General features: G+C 71.9%; 15 protein-coding genes. 6 read left to right on the top strand and 9 right to left on the bottom strand.

The window, feature by feature from the left end:
• The first annotated feature begins 50 nt into the window (after nucleotides 1-50).
• Both ACF1CT_RS18785 and ACF1CT_RS18780 read left to right on the top strand, forming a co-directional pair.
• Nucleotides 51-908: a phosphatase PAP2 family protein gene (locus ACF1CT_RS18785; RefSeq protein ID WP_391784970.1), complete on the top strand. Its 858-nt coding sequence runs from the start codon at nucleotides 51-53 to the stop codon at nucleotides 906-908.
• Nucleotides 905-1,858: a hypothetical protein gene (locus ACF1CT_RS18780; protein WP_391784969.1), complete on the top strand. Its 954-nt coding sequence runs from the start codon at nucleotides 905-907 to the stop codon at nucleotides 1,856-1,858. The genes ACF1CT_RS18785 and ACF1CT_RS18780 overlap by 4 nt, the downstream gene beginning before the upstream one ends.
• 51 nt (nucleotides 1,859-1,909) lie before the next feature.
• Here ACF1CT_RS18780 and ACF1CT_RS18775 read toward each other — a convergent pair whose 3' ends face one another.
• Together ACF1CT_RS18775 and ACF1CT_RS18770 are read right to left on the bottom strand one after the other, a co-directional pair.
• A complete protein-coding gene (locus ACF1CT_RS18775) occupies nucleotides 1,910-2,461 on the bottom strand; it encodes a PadR family transcriptional regulator (RefSeq protein WP_391784968.1) in 552 nt (183 codons plus the stop codon).
• Nucleotides 2,462-2,533: 72 nt separating this feature from the next.
• Nucleotides 2,534-4,549, bottom strand: coding sequence for an FAD-dependent oxidoreductase (locus ACF1CT_RS18770; RefSeq protein WP_391784967.1), 2,016 nt, complete (start codon nucleotides 4,547-4,549; stop codon nucleotides 2,534-2,536).
• A gap of 241 nt (nucleotides 4,550-4,790) precedes the next feature.
• Between ACF1CT_RS18770 and ACF1CT_RS18765 the strand changes: the two genes are divergently transcribed.
• Nucleotides 4,791-5,321 (top strand): DoxX family protein, encoded by a 531-nt coding sequence (locus ACF1CT_RS18765; protein WP_391784966.1) that lies wholly within the window; start codon nucleotides 4,791-4,793, stop codon nucleotides 5,319-5,321.
• A gap of 62 nt (nucleotides 5,322-5,383) precedes the next feature.
• On the opposite strand, the gene ACF1CT_RS18760 is transcribed toward ACF1CT_RS18765, so the two are convergent.
• The 5 genes from ACF1CT_RS18760 to ACF1CT_RS18740 form a co-directional block, all read right to left on the bottom strand.
• The gene (locus tag ACF1CT_RS18760) at nucleotides 5,384-7,000 is read right to left on the bottom strand and encodes a chitobiase/beta-hexosaminidase C-terminal domain-containing protein (protein ID WP_391784965.1); all 1,617 of its coding nucleotides are present in this window, start codon (nucleotides 6,998-7,000) and stop codon (nucleotides 5,384-5,386) included.
• Nucleotides 7,001-7,309: 309 nt separating this feature from the next.
• A complete protein-coding gene (locus ACF1CT_RS18755) occupies nucleotides 7,310-8,113 on the bottom strand; it encodes an SDR family NAD(P)-dependent oxidoreductase (protein ID WP_391784964.1) in 804 nt (267 codons plus the stop codon).
• Nucleotides 8,114-8,164: 51 nt separating this feature from the next.
• A complete protein-coding gene (locus ACF1CT_RS18750) occupies nucleotides 8,165-8,947 on the bottom strand; it encodes an SDR family NAD(P)-dependent oxidoreductase (RefSeq protein ID WP_391784963.1) in 783 nt (260 codons plus the stop codon).
• A complete protein-coding gene (locus tag ACF1CT_RS18745) occupies nucleotides 8,904-9,653 on the bottom strand; it encodes a GntR family transcriptional regulator (protein WP_391784962.1) in 750 nt (249 codons plus the stop codon). The genes ACF1CT_RS18750 and ACF1CT_RS18745 overlap by 44 nt, the downstream gene beginning before the upstream one ends.
• Before the next feature lie 33 nt (nucleotides 9,654-9,686).
• Nucleotides 9,687-10,241 carry a VOC family protein gene (locus tag ACF1CT_RS18740; protein WP_391784961.1) on the bottom strand — a complete coding sequence of 185 codons (555 nt, stop codon included), beginning with the start codon at nucleotides 10,239-10,241 and terminating at the stop codon, nucleotides 9,687-9,689.
• Nucleotides 10,242-10,379: 138 nt separating this feature from the next.
• On the opposite strand from ACF1CT_RS18740, the gene ACF1CT_RS18735 reads away from it, so the two are divergent.
• The 3 genes from ACF1CT_RS18735 (at nucleotide 10,380) to ACF1CT_RS18725 (ending at nucleotide 15,361) form a co-directional block, all read left to right on the top strand.
• A complete protein-coding gene (locus ACF1CT_RS18735) occupies nucleotides 10,380-12,581 on the top strand; it encodes a thiamine pyrophosphate-dependent enzyme (RefSeq protein ID WP_391784960.1) in 2,202 nt (733 codons plus the stop codon).
• A gap of 36 nt (nucleotides 12,582-12,617) precedes the next feature.
• Nucleotides 12,618-13,916 carry a 2-oxo acid dehydrogenase subunit E2 gene (locus ACF1CT_RS18730; RefSeq protein WP_391784959.1) on the top strand — a complete coding sequence of 433 codons (1,299 nt, stop codon included), beginning with the start codon at nucleotides 12,618-12,620 and terminating at the stop codon, nucleotides 13,914-13,916.
• 113 nt (nucleotides 13,917-14,029) lie between these two features.
• On the top strand, nucleotides 14,030-15,361 hold the full coding sequence (locus ACF1CT_RS18725) for an MFS transporter (protein WP_391784958.1): 1,332 nt from the start codon (nucleotides 14,030-14,032) through the stop codon (nucleotides 15,359-15,361).
• A 368-nt stretch (nucleotides 15,362-15,729) separates the two neighbouring features.
• Here the strand turns inward: ACF1CT_RS18725 and ACF1CT_RS18720 are convergent, their stop codons facing one another.
• Together ACF1CT_RS18720 and ACF1CT_RS18715 are read right to left on the bottom strand one after the other, a co-directional pair.
• Entirely contained in the window at nucleotides 15,730-16,110 is a 381-nt protein-coding gene (locus tag ACF1CT_RS18720) for an SH3 domain-containing protein (protein WP_391784957.1), read from the bottom strand.
• A gap of 248 nt (nucleotides 16,111-16,358) precedes the next feature.
• Nucleotides 16,359-17,867 carry a short-chain fatty acyl-CoA regulator family protein gene (locus tag ACF1CT_RS18715; protein WP_391784956.1) on the bottom strand — a complete coding sequence of 503 codons (1,509 nt, stop codon included), beginning with the start codon at nucleotides 17,865-17,867 and terminating at the stop codon, nucleotides 16,359-16,361.
• Nucleotides 17,868-17,963: the final 96 nt, after the last annotated feature.

Raw genomic sequence — 17,963 nt, 5'->3', positions numbered from 1 at the left:
CTGGACCATGCCGCGGTACACACCGTTTCTCAGCAAAGGGGCATCGGGTGATGCACGCAGGCAGCGCGCCCGCGGGCCGGGAGCCGGACAGTTCTGCCCGACCACCCCTGGTCCGCGAGCTCCTTCTCGTCGTCGGACTCTTCGTGATCTACAAGCTCGGCCGACAGGCCGCGAACGGTCACACCGAGGAGGCCTACCGCAACGCCGACGGCGTCTGGAACCTCGAACGGGCCGTGCACCTGCCCGGCGAGGGCGCGGTGCAGAGCCTGCTGCTGCACGGCGACGCACCGATCCACCTCGCCAACACCTACTACGCGGTCGTGCACTTCCCGGCCACGCTGCTCTTCCTCGTATGGCTCTACTGGCGCCGACCGCGCCACTACATCTGGTCGCGCCGCATCCTCGCCGCCCTCACCGGCGCGGCCCTCGCCCTCCACCTGCTGTTCCCGCTCGCGCCGCCCCGGCTGCTCGCCGCCACCGGGCTCGTCGACACCGGCCAGGTGTACGGGCCGACGGTGTACGGGGCGAAGCCCGCGACCGACTCGATGGCGAACCAGTTCGCCGCGATGCCCTCGCTGCACTTCGGCTGGGCGGTGATGGTGGCCGTCGGCCTGATCGTCGCCACCCGCACCCGGTGGCGCTGGCTGTGGCTGCTGCACCCCGCCGTCACGCTCCTGGTGATAGTCGGCACGGCCAACCACTACTGGCTCGACTCGATCGTGGTCTCCGCGCTCCTCGCCGTGGCGTTCGCCGCGCTGCCGCTGCGGCGCGCGGAGCCGGTACGCGGCCACCGTCCATGGCCCGCGGCGGGGCCGGAGGCGATCGGCGGCACGTACGTGCCGGCCGTGCACGCCGTCCCGTCGGCCCGTGCCGAGTACCCCCGCGCCGCGTCCGGGGTCCGGCGGTGAACGCCACGGTGATCGCCGTCGCGCTGTCGCTGGTCTCCGCCGTCGCGTACGCCGCGGCGGCCGTTGCGCAGGCCCGGCTCGCGACACGCACCGAGCCGGGCGCCGGACTGCTGAGCCTGCTCGGACGTGGCGCCTGGTGGTCGGCGGTGGGCCTGAACGCGGGCGGGGCCCTGCTGCACGTCGCGGCACTGGGGTACGGCCCGCTCATGCTCGTCCAGCCGCTCGGGGCCCTCACACTGGTCGCCGCCGTCCCGCTCGGCGCGCGGGCCGCGGGACGGCGGGTCACCGGCATCGAGTGGCGCGGCACGATCCTGACGCTGCTCGGCCTCGGCGCCCTGCTGATGGCCGCGGGCGGCACGGTTCCGCACGAGACGCTCAGCCTGCCCGAGGCGCTGGCCGTCGGTGCCGGGACCATGGCCGTCGTCGCCGGACTCGGCCGTCCGGGCGCGCGTCCCGGTCTGCGGCACGCCGCCGCCTCCGGCATCACCTCCGGGGTCGCCTCCGCGCTCACCCAGACCCTCACCGTCTCCGTCACCGACCGCACCGGCCCGCTGTTCAGCTGGCGCCTGGTGGTCGTCGCGGTGCTCGTCTCCGCGTTCGCCCTGGGCGGGCTGCTGCTCGCCCAGACCGCCTACCGGGGCGGGCTGGGGGCGCCGTTGGCGGTGGTCACCCTCGCCAATCCGGTGGCCGCGACGGTCATCGGGCTGGTGCTGCTCGGCGAAAACCTCAGGGGAGGCACGATCAGCCTGCTCCCGGCACTCCTGGGGGCGGTCGCGGCGGTGCGCGGCGTGGTGCTGCTCTGCCGTGCGCAGGCGGCGGTCCCGGTCGCCGCGGAACGGCCCGCGCCCGGCTCGCACCCGCGGATCGGGGACGGCGCGGCCCGGGTGCCGACGGACCGGTCGGCCCGGCGGACGGAAGGGGAACGGGAAGCCGTTCCGGTGGGCGGGTAGCGGCACGCGCGGACGGGGCCGGCCCCCGGGCCGCAGGGCGATGGGGAAACCTCAGGAGCCCGGCCCCGGACCCGGCGTCCCGTCCCCGGCCAGGGCCCGTGTCAGCCAGCCGATCCAGAAGTTCTCCAGATCGATCCCGCCGCGCAGCACCAGATGCCGCAACCGGTCCTGCTCGGTGTTCCGCTCGGGAGGAAAGTCCCGTTCCTCGATCTCCAGGTACTCGGCCAACTGCCGGCGGTGCAGCTCCAGATGGCGGCGCAGCTCCGCGTCCAGACCGGGCGCGCCGACGACCGCCGCCGCCCGGATCCGCAGCAGCAGCGGATCACGGATCTGTCTGGGGTCCTCGGAGCGGGCCACCCAGTCCGACAGCGCCTCCCGGCCCGCCGGGAGCACCTCGTACTCCTTCCTCCGGCCCCGGGCGGGCTGTTCGGACGGCAGCGCGCGGATCCGGCCGGCCTGTTCCAGCTTTCCCAGCTCCCGGTAGATCTGCTGGTGGGTGGCGGACCAGAAGTAGCCGATCGACCTGTCGAACCTGCGGGTCAGCTCCAGCCCCGACGACGGTTTTTCGAGCAGGGCGGTGAGGATCGCGTGCGGGAGTGACATGGGGTGCATCCTAAGGAGGTCCGGGCGACGGGCCCGCCGGTCGGGGAGCCGCGGCCGGGGCTCCCCGACGGTTCACAGCGAGGCCGCGAGCTCCGTGCCCTGGCGGATCGCGCGCTTGGCGTCCAGTTCGGCGGCCACGTCGGCGCCGCCGATCAGATGCGCCGGGCGGCCCGCGGCGAGCAGTTCCTCGTGGAGCTCGCGGCGCGGTTCCTGGCCCGCGCAGACCACCACCGTGTCGACCGGCAGAAGCATCTGTTCGCCGTCGACCGTGAGGTGCAGTCCCTCGTCGTCGATCCGGTCGTAGCGGGCGCCCGCGATCATCGTCACGCCGCGACGGCGCAGCTCGGTGCGGTGGATCCAGCCGGTCGTCCGCCCCAGGCCGGCCCCGACCTTGCCGTCCCTGCGCTGGACGAGATGGACCGTGCGCGTCGTCCGCGGACGCTCCGGCGCGCGAAGACCGCCCCGGTCGAGGTACTCGGTGTCCACACCCCACTGGCGGAAGAACGCCTCGGGATCGCGGCTCGCGCCGTCGCCCGGGTCGGTCAGGAACTCCGCGACGTCGAAGCCGATGCCGCCCGCCCCGATGATCGCCACCCGGTCACCCACTCGCGCACCGTCCCGCAGAACGTCGAGGTAGCCGACCACACCGGGACGGTCCAGGCCCGGTATCGCGGGGAAGCGGGGCGTGACACCGGTGGCGAGGACCACCTCGTCGAAATCCACGAGCAGTTCGGCCGTGGCCCGCGTACCGAGCCGCAGTTCGACGGATTCCTCCGCCAGCCGGGTCCGGAAGTGGCGCAGCGTCTCGTCGAACTCCTGCTTGCCGGGAACCGCGCGCGCCACGTTCAGCTGTCCGCCGATTTGTCCGGCCGCGTCGAACAGGGTGACCCGGTGCCCGCGGCCCGCCGCCGTCACGGCGCAGGCGAGGCCGGCGGGCCCGGCGCCCACGACCGCCACCCGCTTGACGGTCCGGGTCGGCGACAGCACGAGTTCGGTCTCGTGGCAGGCGCGCGGATTGACCAGGCACGAGGTGATCCGGCCGCTGAAGACGTGGTCCAGGCACGCCTGGTTGCAGCCGATGCAGGTGTTGATCGCGTCGGCGCGCCCCTCGGCGGCCTTGGCGACGAAATCGGGGTCGGCGAGGAACGGGCGGGCCATCGACACCAGGTCGGCCCGGCCCGAGGCGAGGATCTCCTCGGCGAGCTCGGGCGTGTTGACGCGGTTGCTCGTGACCAGGGGGACGGAGACGGCGCCGCGCAGCCGCTCGGTGACCCAGGTGTAGGCGCCGCGCGGCACGGACGTGGCGATGGTGGGGATCCGTGCCTCGTGCCAGCCGATCCCGGTGTTGATGATCGTCGCGCCGGCCGCCTCGATCGCGCGGGCAAGGCGCACGACCTCCTCCAGCGAGGAGCCGCCGGGAACCAGGTCCAGCATCGAGAGGCGGTAGATCAGGATGAAGTCGTCGCCGACCCGCTCCCGGACCCGGCGCACGATCTCGACCGGGAAGCGGATGCGGTTCTCGTACGAGCCGCCCCAGCGATCGGTGCGGTGGTTGGTGGCCGCGACGACGAACTCGTTGATCAGGTAGCCCTCGGAGCCCATGATCTCGACGCCGTCGTACCCGGCGTGCCGTGCGAGCTCCGCGGCCCTGACGAAGTCCTCGACGGTCTCCTCGACCTCGTCGTCCGTGAGCGCGTGCGGTGTGAAGGCGCTGATCGGCGCCCGGAGGGCGCTCGGCGCCACCATGTCGGGATGGTGTGCGTACCTGCCGAAGTGCAGGATCTGCATGGCGATCCGGCCGCCCGCGGCGTGCACGGCCGCGGTGACCCCGGCGTGCCGCGCGGCCTCCGCCTCGGTGGTCATCGCGGCTCCGCCGGGCATCGAGCAGCCCCGGGCGTTCGGGGAGATTCCGCCGGTCACCATCAGGCCGACACCGCCCCGGGCGCGTTCCGCGTAGAAGGCGGCCATCCGCTCGAAACCGCGCTCGGCCTCCTCCAGGCCGGTGTGCATCGAACCCATCAGCACACGGTTCGGCAGGGTGGTGAAGCCCAGATCGAGCGGGCTCAGCAGATGCGGGTACGGGCTCATGCGATGGCTCCTCGCGCGGTGTCGTCGGGCCAGTTGTAATCCAGCGGCACGCCATTGTGCAACAAGTTGCATAATGGCGTTCGTCTCAGTGCGGCGCGCACGAGCGGTCCCCCGGACGGCCCAGCATCGGGACACGTCGGCGGCGGGCACCCCGGAGAGTGGGAGGGCGGCCGGGCCTCCTGCTCCGGTGACCGCGTCCTGCACCGGGGCTTCCCGGCCCCCGAAACCCGTGGAGACCCCCATGGCCCGTCCCGCCCGGAGTGATCTCGGCCTGCTCGTCCTGCGCCTGGGCACCGGCGCGGTACTTGCCGCGCACGGCGCCCAGAAGCTGGCCGGCTGGTTCGGCGGCGGGGGCATCGAGGGCACGACGGCCGCGATGGAGGCCATGGGCTTCCATCCGCCGAGGCACAGCGCGGTCGCCGCCGGGCTCGGCGAGGCGGGCGGCGGAGCGCTGCTGGCCCTCGGCCTGGCGACGCCGGCGGCCGGCGCGGCCGCTGCCGGGGCGATGGCGGGCGCCGTGGCCGTCCACGCGCCCGCCGGGTTCTTCGCCCAGGGCGGCGGCTACGAGTACCCGGCGTTCCTGGGCTTCACCGCCGCGGCGATCGGCCTGGCCGGACCGGGCCGGTACTCGGTCGACCGTCTCACCCGGCACTGTTTCGACCGGCCCTGGACGGTGGCCCTCGCCTTCGCGGGCAGCGCGGTCGCCGCGGCGGCCGTCGTCGGCAGGAGGGCCAGGGGGCGCCGCGTCGCGGTCGACCCCGACGCGACCTGAACACCTGCCGGGAGGCGGGGCCGGACGGTCCCCGGAGCCGGGAACGGTCCGGCCCCGGCGCACTACTTGCGGAACGTCAGCGACGCGGTGCGGGAGGCGTTCCCGTACGCGTCGACGGCGACGACCCGCGCCACGTACCGCTTGCCCGCGACCGCACCCGGAACCGGGATGTCGAGGGTGTTCGGACGGGGCATGAAGGAGTAGTCCGAGAGGACCTCGGACGAGACGACCGAGGCACCCGAGGACGCGTCGGTGATGTCGACGGTGTAGTGGTGCACCATCTGGTCGTCCTCGGCCTGCGCGATCCGCAGCGCCGTGCCGCCCTTCGCGTCGTGGATCCGGGACAGCGGCTCGCGGGCGGTGAACCTCGGCGCCACGGTGTTGCGTTCGGCGTCCGTGTAGCGGAAGTTCTTCTTGATCTGCTGGTTCGTCGAGCCCTTCAGACGCACCGTCCAGGTGTCGCCGCTCAGGGTGCCGGCGCTGGCGTACGGCGGCTGCCAGTTCGCGGACCACTGGCCGCCGGTGTAGATGTCGTGCTTGTCCGCGGCCATGTTCACCCGCGCGATCTCCGTGCGGTTCTTGTAGACCTCGACGAAGAGCGCCTGCGCGGTCGGCGTCTCGAAGCGGTCGGCGAGACCGTCGTCGGTCACCATCTGGTAGCCGTGGTCGACCTCGACGTAGCTCATCGAACCGTCGTTGACGGACGTGAAGTCGCGCTGGTGGATCGAACGGTCGTCGTTGATGTTGAGGTGGGAGTGGCCGGAGAACAGGATGGCCTGCGGGAAGGCGCTCAGGTCCGCCGCGAGCCCCGGGTTCGTCGCCTGCTGGCCGTCCATGGTCGTGTTCGTGGTGGGCCGGTGCCCCTGCACCAGGACCGGCTTGCCCGCGTAGGCCGGGTCGGAGGTGACCGCGGCGAGCCGCTTCTTGAGCCAGGCGCGCTGGGCGGTGTCGGACTCGTACGTCTCGGTGTTGACCGTGAAGAGGTGCACGCCCTTCACGTCGGACTCGTAGTAGCCGCCGCCCGAGTCCGGGAACCACTGCCTGGGGTATCCGGCGCGTATCGCGGCGAGGCTCGCGTCGTGGTTGCCGTTGGAGATCAGCAACTGGGTCTTCTTCATGCCCTTGCGGGCGAGGTTGGCCTGGAAGATCTCGGAGACGATCCGGTGGTCGGGGCCCTTGCCGTCACCGTTGTCGTTGATCATGTCGCCGTTGGACAGGATCGCGTCCGGCTGCGGGAAGATCGACCCGATGGTGTCGAAGAAGCTCTCGTACTTCTTGTCGGCGGTCGCGTGGCTGCCGACGTGCACGTCGGACATGACGACGAGACGGGCCAGCGGCTTCTCCCGGGTCTTGATCAGATAGCCGTACGACACCGGGACGCTGCTCTGCCCGCCGTGGAACGCCACCGCCGTGACGTTGGTGTCCTCGGCGATCCGCAGCGGGCGGCCGGGGGAGTACACGCGGCTGTCCCGGGTCGGGGTCGTGCCGTCCAGGGTGTAGCGGACGGTGGTTCCCCGCTCGGCCCGGAAGTTCAGGGTGACCGGCTGTTCGTAACGTCCGCCCGGAACACTGACTCCGGGTGCGGCGGGGGCGGCGGTGCCGGGGGAGTGGGCCTGCGCGGCGGTCGGGGCGACGAGCGCGGCGGATGTCGCGGCGATCACGAGAGGCGTGAGTCTCACGGGGGGTCCCTGTTCTCTTCTCCGTGGTCCGGGAGTCCCTCCCGGACCGACTGCCGGTCGCATAACGAAACAGCAACCGGTCTGAACCAGAGACGCTAGATGCCGCAAGTCGGACAAGGGTGCGACCCGGTCGAATTCCGGGTGAAGCGATCATGAATGTCTGGGCGGGGCGGCCCAGGGACCCGGGGGACCGGGGGACCGGGCGGCCCCGGGACCCGCCGTGCCGTCCCGCCCGGGCCTTCGCGGCCCGCCGGGAGACCGCCCCGTCCTGGTCTTCGGGGCCGTCCGAGGGTCCCGGTCCGGGGCGCCTCAGCCCGGGGCGACCGCGTACCCGTCGGCCGTCCAGCCCCCGTCGCTGACCAACACCTGGCCGGTGATGTTCGCGGACACCTCGGAGGACAGGAAGAGAGCGAGCTGCGCGATGTCCTGCGGACTGCCGAGCCGGCCGCGCGGCGTGCGACGGCGCAGCGCGTCCGTGTCCAGCCGCCCGTCGGCGGAGAGCCGGGCGACCAGGTCGGTCTCGACGTACCCGGGGGCGAGTGCGTTGGCGCGGATGCCGAACGGCGCCCACTCGACGGCCAGCACCTTGGTGAGCGCGACGACGGCGGCCTTCGTCGCGCAGTACGCCGCCCGCTCGGGGCCCGCCGTCACCCCGTACATCGACGAGGTGGTGAGTACGACGCCTCCGCCGCCCTCGCGCATGACACGGGCGGCCGCGCGGGCGCAGACGAAGACGCCCGTGAGGTTGACGTCCAGCGCGGTGTTCCAGCGGTCCAGTCCGAGGTCGAGGGAAGGGGCGTTGGCGGACACCCCGGCGTTGCACACCATGACGGACAGTTCGCCGGTCCGCGCGGTGAAGGCGGTGAGCGCCGCCGTCACGGCGTCCTCGTCGCTCACCGGGGCGGTCGCGGTCGCGATGACCTGGTCCGCCCGGCCCGTCGCCAGCGCGGGGCGCACCCGGTCCAGTTCGCCGCCGTCGATGTCCATCAGCAGCACGTGGCATCCCGCGCGCGCGTACGCCTCGGCCATCGCCAGGCCGAGGCCGCGCGCGGCGCCGGTGACGCACACCGATCCGCCGCGCAGGTCGGGGTAGACGGCCGGTTCTGTCGTCATGTTCCGTTCGCTCCTTCTGATGTGTGCTCCGCCGGATGCCGTGTCGTCCGGTCAGGCCATGTGCATGCCGCCGTTGACATGGATGACCTCGCCCTGCACGAAGCTCGCGGCGGGAGAGCAGAGGAAGGCGACGACGGAGGCGACCTCCTCCGGCCGGCCCAGGCGGCCCAGCGGGGTGGTGGCGAGCGCGGTGTCGCCCCGGTCGGCGACGTAGCCGCGGGTCATGGGCGTCTCGATGATTCCGGGCGAGACCATGTTGATCCGCGCCCGTGAACCCAGTTCCCAGGCCAGGCTGCGGGAGAAGGCGAGCAGCGCGCCCTTGGTCGCCGCGTAGTGCGCGTGCCGGACGCTGCCGCGGTGCCCGGCCATGGAGGTCAGATTGACGATGCTGCCGCCCTCGTTGAGATGGGGCAGTACGGCGCGGGTGAGGTAGAAGACACCGTCGAGGTTGACCGAGATGACGGTGTGCCACTGCTCGTCGGTCATGTCGGCGACCGCCTGCTCGGGGTAGATCCCGGCGGCGGGCACGAGGAAGTCGACCGAGCCGAACGCCTCGACCGCGGCCGCGACGAAGGCGTTGTTGCTCTCCGAGGAGGCCGCGTCCAGGGTGCGGGTGACAACGGTCGTGCCGGTGGGGTCGAGCGTCGCGGCGAACTCGCCCAGCGCCGCCGCGTTCAGGTCGCCCAGCACCAGATTGGCGCCCGCGGCGTGGAACTGGCGGGCGACCTCGCGGGCGATGCCGCCGCCCGCGCCCGACAGGAGGAGGGTCCTGCCCTCGAAGGGGCGGGGGTCAGCCTGCGAAGTCGGCTGCGTCTGCTGTGTGGTGGCTGTCATGGTCGTCCTCGGTGAACAGTTCGGGATGTTGGGCCAGTTCCAGCCGCGTGCGGCGGATGTGACCGGTGAGAAAACGTTCGGCGTCGACGGCGTCGCGCCGTTTGATCGCCTCGATGATCAGGCGGTGCTCGGCGTGGATCAGCTCCCAGCCGCTGTCGCCCGCGAGCCGGGCGAAGGCGCGCCGGTAGTGCTGGGTGGTGTTCCAGAACCGGTCGACCATGGTGGTGATCTGGTCGACCCGGCATCCGGCGTAGGTGAGCAGGTGTAGACGGCGGTCGAGGGTCAGGAAGCGGTCCACGTCGGTGGTGAGCTCGATCTGCCGCGCGATCGCCTCCAGTTCGATGACCTGCTCGTCGGTCAGATGCGGAATGCTCTCGCTCAGGGCGAGCGGTTCCAGGCGTTCGCGGATCTTGTAGACGCCCTCGCACTCGGCCATGTCCATCCGGGAGACCCAGGCACCGCTGTTGGACTTCACGACGGTCAGGCCCTCGGCCGCCAGTATCCGCAGGGCCTCGCGGACCGGCAGCCGGCTGGCGCCGAGTTGCGCCGCGACCTGCTCCTGCATGATCCGTGCGCCGGGGCGCAGTTCACCGCTCAGGATCGCGGCCCGCAGATGGTCCGCGACGCGCTGGCTGGCGACGGCGGCGCTGGACGCGGACGCGCTGGATCCGGGGGTGCGGGATCCGGTGGCCGGCTTCCGTGACATGGCTCTCCCTGGTGCGGTGGTACGGCGGCGTGTTCAGACGGAAGGCTGCCACAGCAGCACCGGCGAGTCGGCTTCGTACCGCTTTCCGCCCGGGTAGGAGACCAGCTCCAACTGCATCCCCCAGGGAGTGAGGAAGTAGACCCACCGCTGGCCCTCGCTCGGGCCCGAACTGGCGGTGGGTTCGCCCAGGATCCGCACACCGTGCCGCCGCAGGTGTGCCACGGCGGCATCGAGGTCGGTCACGTAGAAGGCGAGATGGTGACCGCCGATGTCGCTGTTGCGCGGCGGCTCGCGCCCCTGATCCGGGGCCTCGTACTCGAAGATCTCGAAGTTCGGGCCGCCCGCGCAGCGGAAGAAGCGCAGTTCGCGCATGACCGCGCGCGGGTGGACGCCGAGGTGGTCGCTCATCCAGGTGCCGTCGGAGCGGAACGGGCCGAGTGAGTAGACGTGCTCGCAGCCGATCACCTCGACGAAGAACCGGGTCGCCTCCTCCAGGTCCGGAACGGTGAAGCCGATGTGCTCGACGCCGGCCAGGCCGGGAAGCCCTCGCTCCTGTCCGGCCTTCGAATGGATCCATTTCTCCGCCATGTGTCTCACACTGCGCCGCGATGAGGGGGGTAGTCAATGGATATGTCGGAAACTTGAATGTAACGTTCCGGCAACGAGGTATTGGCTATGGATCCATTCGCTGCGACAGTGCTCACCGAATCACACAGGAGAGTGCTCATGCCCACACACCGGAAACTGGTCCCCGCGTCACCCTGGACCGAGGTGACGGCGACCAAGAAGGACTGGCACGGCGCCGACCCGCAGCTGCTGATGTCGATGTTCACCCAGACCCTGCTGATCAGGACCTTCGAGGAGTACGTCCTCGACCTGGCGGGCCAGGGCCTGGTGCACGGCCCGGCGCACTCCAGCATCGGCCAGGAGGGCGGTGCCGTCGGCTCCGTGCTCCCTCTGACCGGCGCCGACTTCGTCGGCGGCTCGCACCGGGGACACCACCAGTTCCTCGCCAAGGCGCTCGGCTACGTCGCACCCGGCGGAATCGACCTGCGTCGGCCCGTCGACGAGGAGGTGCGCACCGTCCTGTCGCGCAGCCTTGCCGAGATCTGCGGGCTGGCCAGGGGATTCTGCCGGGGGCGGGGCGGATCCATGCACCTGCAGTGGGCCGAGGCCGGGGCCATGGGCACCAACGCGATCGTCGGCGGCGGCGTGCCGCAGGCCGCCGGCTTCGCCTGGTCGGCGCGGCAGGCCGGCACCGACGCCGTCTCGGTCACCTACTTCGGTGACGGAGCCGTCAACATCGGCTCGGTCCTGGAGACCATGAACCTCGCCGCGGCCTGGAAGCTGCCGGTCTGCTTCTTCATCGAGAACAACAAGTACGCCGTCTCCACCCATGTGGACGAGGCGACTGCCGAGCCCCGCCTCTCCGCGCGCGGCCTCGGCTTCAACATCCCGAGCTGGCGCGTGGACGGCATGGACCCGCTCGCCGTGTACCTGGCGATGACCGAGGCCGTGGACCACATGCGGGCCGGCAAGGGCCCCACCGTCGTCGAGGCCGAGGTCTACCGCTTCTTCCACCAGAACGGGCCGTTCCCCGGCAGCGCCTTCGGCTACCGCACCAAGGACGAGGAGAAGGAGTGGCGGGCCCGCGACCCGCTGGCCCTGGTATCCCGGCAACTCGTCGAGAACGGCGTCCTGGGCGCCGACGAGATCGAGGAGTGCACCGTCCGCGCCAAGGCGCTCATGGCCGCCGTCGGCGACGAGCTCCTGGAGCCCGACCCCGACGGCAAGCCGGGCACCCGCCGGATCAGGCCCGCCGAGTGGCCCGACCCGTCGTTCCGCGACGTCGGCGTGCGCGGAGACCTCAGCGAGTTCGACGGCGTCCGCCTCGCCGACACCGCCGACGACGGACCGGACGCGTTCCGGGGCCGCGTGGAACAGCGCAAGTTCATCGACGTCGTCGCCGAGGTGATGAGCCACCGCATGGCCGAGGACGACTCGGTCGTCGTCATGGGCGAGGACGTGCACCGTCTCAAGGGCGGCACCAACGGCGCGACCAAGGGTCTCGCCGAAGCCCACCCGGACCGGGTCCTGGGCACCCCCATCAGCGAGAACGCCTTCGCGGGCCTGGCCGGAGGCATCGCGCTCGACGGCCGGTACAAGCCGGTCGTGGAGTTCATGTACGCCGACTTCATGTGGGTGGCGGCCGACCAGATCTTCAACCAGATAGGCAAGGCCCGGCACATGTTCGGCGGCGACGGACAGGGGACCGGCGTCCCCCTCGTCCTGCGCAGCAAGGTCGCCATGGGCACCGGCTACGGCTCCCAGCACTCCATGGACCCGGCGGGCGTCTTCGCCACGGCCCCCGGCTGGCGGATCGTCGCACCGTCCACGCCCTTCGACTACGTGGGCCTCATGAACACCGCGCTGACCTGCAAGGACCCGGTCGTCGTGCTGGAGCACACCGACCTCTACAACTCGGTCGGTCCCGGCCCGGTCGACGACTTCGACTACTGTCTGCCGGTGGGCAGGGCCGCCGTGCGCCGCACCGGATCGAAGATCACGATCGTGACGTACCTGGCGATGACCCACTACGTCCTGGAAGCCGTCGAGCAGCTGGGACTGGACGCCGAGGTCATCGACCTGCGGTGGCTGGACCGCGCCAGCCTCGACTGGGACACCCTCGGCGCGAGCATCCGCAAGACCAACAACGTGCTCCTCGCCGAGCAGGGCCCCGTCGGCACCTCCTACGGAGGGTGGCTCGCCGACGAGATCCAGCGCCGCTGGTTCGACTGGCTGGACCAGCCGGTCCAGCGCGTCCACGCCGGTGAGTCCTCGCCCAGCATCAGCAAGGTCCTGGAGCGGGCGGCCATCGCACGGACCGAAGAGGTCGTGGCCGCGCTCAAGCGGGTCACCGGGAACTGACCCTCCCCTACGAGAGAACACCCTGGAGGGTTGATCATGGCAGAACTGTTCCGAATGCCCGCCGTCGCCGCGGACGCGGACGCCGCGGTGCTGTCCGCCTGGCAGGTGGCGGAGGGCGCGACGTTCACGAAGGACGACGCGCTGGTCTCCATCGAGACGGACAAGGCGGAGGTGGACGTCGCCGCCGACCGGGACGGCGTGCTGCTCAAGGCGCTCTACGAGCCCGGCGTGGAGGTGGAGGTCGGCGACCCGATCGCGGTCCTCGGCGCCGTCGGCGAGCAGGCCGGCGACCTGGACGCGCTGCTCGCGGAACTCGGCGTCACCGTCACCGCGCCCGGCACCGCCCCGCAGGCGGTACGCCGCGACGTGCCGGAGGAGCCGGCCGTGCGGGCCGCAGCACCCCCGGCGGCCCCGCCCACCGCGTCCGCCGATGCCGCGGAGCGCGGCGGGCGCGTCTTCAGCAGCCCGCTGGCCCGTCGGCTGGCCAGGGAGGCGGCCCTCGACATCGAGACCCTCACCGGCACCGGACCCGGCGGGCGCGTCGTCCGGAGTGACGTCGAGACCGCGGTCGCGCTCCGCCGCACCCAGGCCCTGACACCGGCCCCGGCGCAGGCCCCTGCCCCCGCACCGCGGAGCGCCGCCGTCGCCGGCACCGGTGACCACGAGGACATCCCGCACACCCGGATGCGCCGGGCCATCGCCCGACGGCTGACCGAGAGCAAGCAGCACACCCCGCACTTCTACCTGCGGGCGACCTGCGCCGTCGACGAACTGCTCGCGCTGCGGCAGCGGATCAACGCCGTCAGCCCGGTCAAGATCTCGGTCAACGACCTGCTGATCAAGGCCGTGGCCACGGCACACACGCAGGTGCCGGAGATGAACGCGATCTGGCGGGAGGACGCCGTCCGCAGGTTCGCCGCTGTCGACGTGTCGGTCGCCGTGGCCACCGAGACGGGCCTGGTGACCCCGGTGCTGCGCGGCGTCGAGAACCTGTCGGTGTCGGCGATCGCCACCCGGACCCGCGAGGTCGCGGACCGGGCGCGCTCCGGGGCGCTGCACCCCGCCGACCTGGAGGGCGGTTCGATCACCGTCTCCAACCTCGGCATGTACGGGGTCGAGGAGTTCGCCGCCATCATCAACCCGCCGCAGGCCGCGATCCTGGCCGTCGGCGCCGCACGCGAGGAGGCGGTGGTCCGCGACGGCGCGGTCACCGCGGCCAAGGTGCTCGGCGTGGTCCTGTCCGTGGACCACCGTCCGGTGGACGGCGCCATCGCGGCGCGCTGGCTCGCGGCCTTCACCGAGGCCGTGGAGAACCCCGTCCGGCTCGTCGTCTGAACCCCATCCGGTGGCCGGGCGGCCCGCGGCGGTGACGCCGCGGGCCGCCGGACCCCGCCCCTCGGCCGCAGCCCCGAGCCCGTCGGCTGCCAGAGCATTCCAAAAGGACACCGATGTCTTTGATCCGAGGTTCCCGCACCCCCGGTGCGGCCACATCACACGAGACCCCGCGCGACGCGCTCGGCGAGCTCGACCACCGCAATATGCGGCGGCTGATGCCGCTGCTGCTGGCCGCCTACATCATGTCGTTCCTGGACCGGACCAATATCGGCCTGGCCAAGGAACGCCTGGAGGTCGACCTCGGCATCTCCGCCGCGGCCTACGGCCTGGGCGCGGGGCTGTTCTTCCTCACCTACGCCGCCTCCGAGGTGCCCAGCAACCTGATCATGTACCGGGTGGGCGCCCGCTGGTGGATCACCCGGATCATGCTGACCTGGGGAGTCATCTCGGCCTGCATGGCCTTCGTGCAGGGGGAGAAGTCCTTCTACGCCATGCGCCTGCTGCTCGGCGCGGCCGAGGCCGGACTGCTGCCCGGCATCCTGCTCTACTTCACGTACTGGTTCCGCTCCGAGACCCGTGGCAAGGCCATCGGACTGCTCCTGCTCGGCGCCTCCATCGCCAGCGTCGTCGGCAACCCGCTGGGCGGACTGCTCATGGAGATGGACGGGATGGGCGGCTGGCACGGCTGGCAGTGGATGTTCGTGATCGAAGGCGTTCCCTGCCTCTTCCTGGCGATCGCCATCTTCAAGTTCCTGCCCGACGGACCGGACCAGGCCCCGTGGCTGACGGCCGAGGAGGCCCGGCTGGTCAAGGACGCCGTCACCCGTGAACAGAACGAGGGCGCCGAGGCCGCGGGCAACAAGTCCGGCTCGCTGCTGACCGTGCTGCGCGACAAGCAGATGCTGCTCGCCATCTTCGCCAACTGGACGCACCAGGTCGCCCTGTACTCCGTCGTCTACTTCCTGCCCGGCATCATCGGCGGCTGGGGCCACCTCTCGCCCTTCACCATCGGTCTGCTGACCGGCCTGCCCTGGCTCACCGCGGCGGTCGGCGCCGTACTCGTGCCGCCCCGTGCGACCACACCCCGGCGCTCCCGCAACTTCGTGGTGGTCGGTCTGCTGATGATGTTCACCGGTCTGATCGTCGCGGCCGTCGCCGGACCCGTCATCGCCCTGCTCGGCTTCTGCTTCACCGGCCTGGCGTTCTTCGTGGTCCAGCCCCTGCTGTTCAACTTCCCCGCCACCCGCCTCGCCGGCAAGACCCTCGCGGGCGGTCTGGCGCTGCTCAACACCATCGGCATCACCGGTGGCTTCGTCGGCCCGTACATCATGGGCTACGCCGAGGACGCCACCGGAAACCACCTGTCCGGGCTGTGGGTCTCCATCGTCCTGCTGGCACTCGGTGCGCTGGCTGCCACGCGGCTGCGCTTCTCCCCGAAGTCCTGAGGCCTGCCCGGGTCCGGACCGCGACGCGGCCGGACCCGGGCGAACGCCGTGACTCCCGGCAGAAGACTGCGCAGCGGACGTGCAGACCTCTCCCCGGGACGTTTCCGGCCGGGCCCGGGGCCCGGCGACGGACCATCGCTCCGCGCGGTTCTTCCGTGGTCGCCCCGTGCCGGGTGCCGCGGTCACTGACCTCGTGAGCTGCGCGGTAGTTCTCCAGGACGCGTCCGTGTTCCACCGACAAGTCACCGACCTGCTGGTCGATCCGCCGGTCGGACAGCCGCCTGTCGTCGCTCACCGTCCCCCGCGCGGCACGGCCGCCCCCGGTTCACCGGTTCGGCTCCGTGGCCCGCCCGGAAGGACGTGCGTGCTCACCCCATGGCGTGCTGCGCCTGCGCGCTGAGGGCGGGCGGGCCCTGCCGGGCGTCCTTGCAGTAGGGGACCGTCCCGGTCTGGTCGGCGTACCTGGCGGAGATCCACGCCTCCCTGTCGCGCAGCAGGTACCACACGTCATTGCCCGCGGAGTCCTGTGCCCGGACCTTGCAGCGCAGGCCCACCTGATCCCGGTAGCGCAGAGTGCCCACCACCGACGAGTCCGTGCTGGGGTACTGCCGCTCGTTCAGGCCCGTCGTGCTGAGCACTGTCGCGTACGGCTTGGCGGGAACGAGAGGGGCCGCGGAGGCGAGCGGCGCAGCACCGAGAACCACGGCTGCGGCTGCCCCGGAGGCCGCGGCGACGTGTCGAACACGCATTTCCGACATCCATGACATGGCTGATCCTCCAGATCGAGGGGTGACTGGTGGCCGTATCCCACCACCGCGGAGGGCCGGCACCCCGCACACCGCGCCAGAGGAGCGGAAAGCTCCCTGGAAAGGGTGAAGACGTGCGAAGTGCGAGACGGCATGGGCCCGCTGCGGCTAACGAGCTGGGGAACATGCCGCCGAGCGTCCGCCCTCTGCCGCCCCCGGCTCGTAAGGCCTTTCGTACGGATCGGGCCGGATCAGCGAGTGGGGCCCGGTCCGTACGAGGACGTGCCGGGCCGGTCGCCCGACCGTTCGCCGTCGTGTCGGGGGACGCGGGTCTCCACCGGGTACGGCACGTAGGTGCGCCGGTCGGGATCGATGGCAGGCCTGCCACCGGCCGGGGGACGGGCCCGTTGCGCACAGTCGCGTCGCTCGCAGATCCGGCAGCCCAGGCCGATCGGTGTCGCGGCCCGGGGATCGTCCAGGGCGACGCCCTCGGCGTAGACGAGCCGGTCCGCGTGGCGCAGTTCGCAGCCGAGCGCGACGGCGAACTCGGCGCGCGGGGCGTGGTGACCGAACCCGCCCCGGGTGATGGTGCGCGCGATCCAGAAGTACCGCTTGCCGTCAGGCATCTCGGCGACCTGGGTCAGTATCCGTCCGGGCGCGGAGAACGCCTCGTACACCGTCCACAGCGGGCAGGTGCCGCCCAGCCTGGAGAAGTGGAAGTCGGTCGCGGACTGCCGTTTGGAGATGTTGCCGGCCCGGTCGACCCGCAGGAAGGAGAACGGCACGCCCCGGCGGCCACCGCGTTGCAGGGTGCTCAACCGGTGGCACACGGTCTCGAAACCGACGCCGAAGCGCGCGGACAGCAGTTCGATGTCGTAGCGCACCTCCTCGGCGGCGGTGTGAAAGGCGGTGTACGGCATGAGGAGGGCGCCCGCGAAGTAGTTCGCCAGGCCGATGCGGGCCAGCGCGGTCGATTCCGGCGAGGTGAGTTCCGCGGCGCTGTCGGCGAGCCGGCCGAGCAACGGGCCGTGCTCCAGCAGCGCGAGCTGGGTGGCGAGCTGAAAGGCACGCCGTCCGTCGTCGAGCCAGGGGGACAGGAACAGCAGGCCGGTGGCCGGGTCGTAGCGTCGGGCGTCGGCGGAGTGCCCCGCCGACGCCCGGACCACTGTGACGTCGTGTCGCTCGGCGAGTCGTGCGGTGAGGGGGTCGGCGGACCGGCCCGGCCGCAGCGCCAGGGCCTCGGCCGTCCGCTCGGCCGCGGTGTCCAGGGGCTCGAAGTGGTTGTGATGGGCGTAGAAGAAATCCCGTACCTCGTCGTGCGGCTCGCCCGGAGGCAGCAAGGCCCCGCCCGAGCCCGGTGAGGCGAGCGCGGCGGCCTGTTCGACGGTGTCGCGGTAGCGGCGGTGCAGGGCCACCAGGGCCCGGGCCACCTCCGGGTGGTCGCGTGCGGCCTCGGAGGTCTCCTCGGCGGTCGGCAGCGGCACCCCGCACGCCTCGTCGGCGAGCGCGGCGCGCAGGTCGGCGGCGAGCCGGTCCTCCTCGGCCTCGGAGAAGAACTCCGCGCCGACGCCGAAGACCTCCGCGATCCGCAGCAGCACGGGTGCGGTCAGCGGGCGCTGGTTCTGCTCGATCTGATTGGCATAGCTGGTGGAGATGGCGAGCGCGCGGGCCATGTCGACCTGGTTCATACCGTGCTCGCGGCGCAGCCTGCGCAGCTTCGTGCGGGCGTAGACCTTGCGGTCGGCCGGCCGGCGGACCATGGCGCGCCTCCACCTCTTCTCGTCCGGTCCTGCCGTGCGCCGGGACGGCCGTACGGCCACGGCGGCACTCGGCTGCGAACATAGCATCCGCAGGAT

The organism is Streptomyces sp. NPDC014734, assembly GCF_043083325.1.
Taxonomy (GTDB): Bacteria; Actinomycetota; Actinomycetes; order Streptomycetales; family Streptomycetaceae; genus Streptomyces.
This window is presented reverse-complemented; position numbering and strand designations above follow the sequence as displayed.

What these genes read in the sequence shown, in the direction of transcription:
- ACF1CT_RS18785 (WP_391784970.1), top strand. Translation starts at nt 51, where the DNA reads ATGCACGCAGGCAGCGCGCCCGCGGGCCGGGAGCCGGACAGTTCTGCC.
- ACF1CT_RS18775 (WP_391784968.1), bottom strand. Translation starts at nt 2,461, where the DNA reads ATGTCACTCCCGCACGCGATCCTCACCGCCCTGCTCGAAAAACCGTCG.
- ACF1CT_RS18770 (WP_391784967.1), bottom strand. Translation starts at nt 4,549, where the DNA reads ATGAGCCCGTACCCGCATCTGCTGAGCCCGCTCGATCTGGGCTTCACC.
- ACF1CT_RS18765 (WP_391784966.1), top strand. Translation starts at nt 4,791, where the DNA reads ATGGCCCGTCCCGCCCGGAGTGATCTCGGCCTGCTCGTCCTGCGCCTG.
- ACF1CT_RS18755 (WP_391784964.1), bottom strand. Translation starts at nt 8,113, where the DNA reads ATGACGACAGAACCGGCCGTCTACCCCGACCTGCGCGGCGGATCGGTG.
- ACF1CT_RS18750 (WP_391784963.1), bottom strand. Translation starts at nt 8,947, where the DNA reads ATGACAGCCACCACACAGCAGACGCAGCCGACTTCGCAGGCTGACCCC.
- ACF1CT_RS18745 (WP_391784962.1), bottom strand. Translation starts at nt 9,653, where the DNA reads ATGTCACGGAAGCCGGCCACCGGATCCCGCACCCCCGGATCCAGCGCG.
- ACF1CT_RS18740 (WP_391784961.1), bottom strand. Translation starts at nt 10,241, where the DNA reads ATGGCGGAGAAATGGATCCATTCGAAGGCCGGACAGGAGCGAGGGCTT.
- ACF1CT_RS18735 (WP_391784960.1), top strand. Translation starts at nt 10,380, where the DNA reads ATGCCCACACACCGGAAACTGGTCCCCGCGTCACCCTGGACCGAGGTG.
- ACF1CT_RS18730 (WP_391784959.1), top strand. Translation starts at nt 12,618, where the DNA reads ATGGCAGAACTGTTCCGAATGCCCGCCGTCGCCGCGGACGCGGACGCC.
- ACF1CT_RS18725 (WP_391784958.1), top strand. Translation starts at nt 14,030, where the DNA reads ATGTCTTTGATCCGAGGTTCCCGCACCCCCGGTGCGGCCACATCACAC.
- ACF1CT_RS18720 (WP_391784957.1), bottom strand. Translation starts at nt 16,110, where the DNA reads ATGCGTGTTCGACACGTCGCCGCGGCCTCCGGGGCAGCCGCAGCCGTG.
- ACF1CT_RS18715 (WP_391784956.1), bottom strand. Translation starts at nt 17,867, where the DNA reads ATGGTCCGCCGGCCGGCCGACCGCAAGGTCTACGCCCGCACGAAGCTG.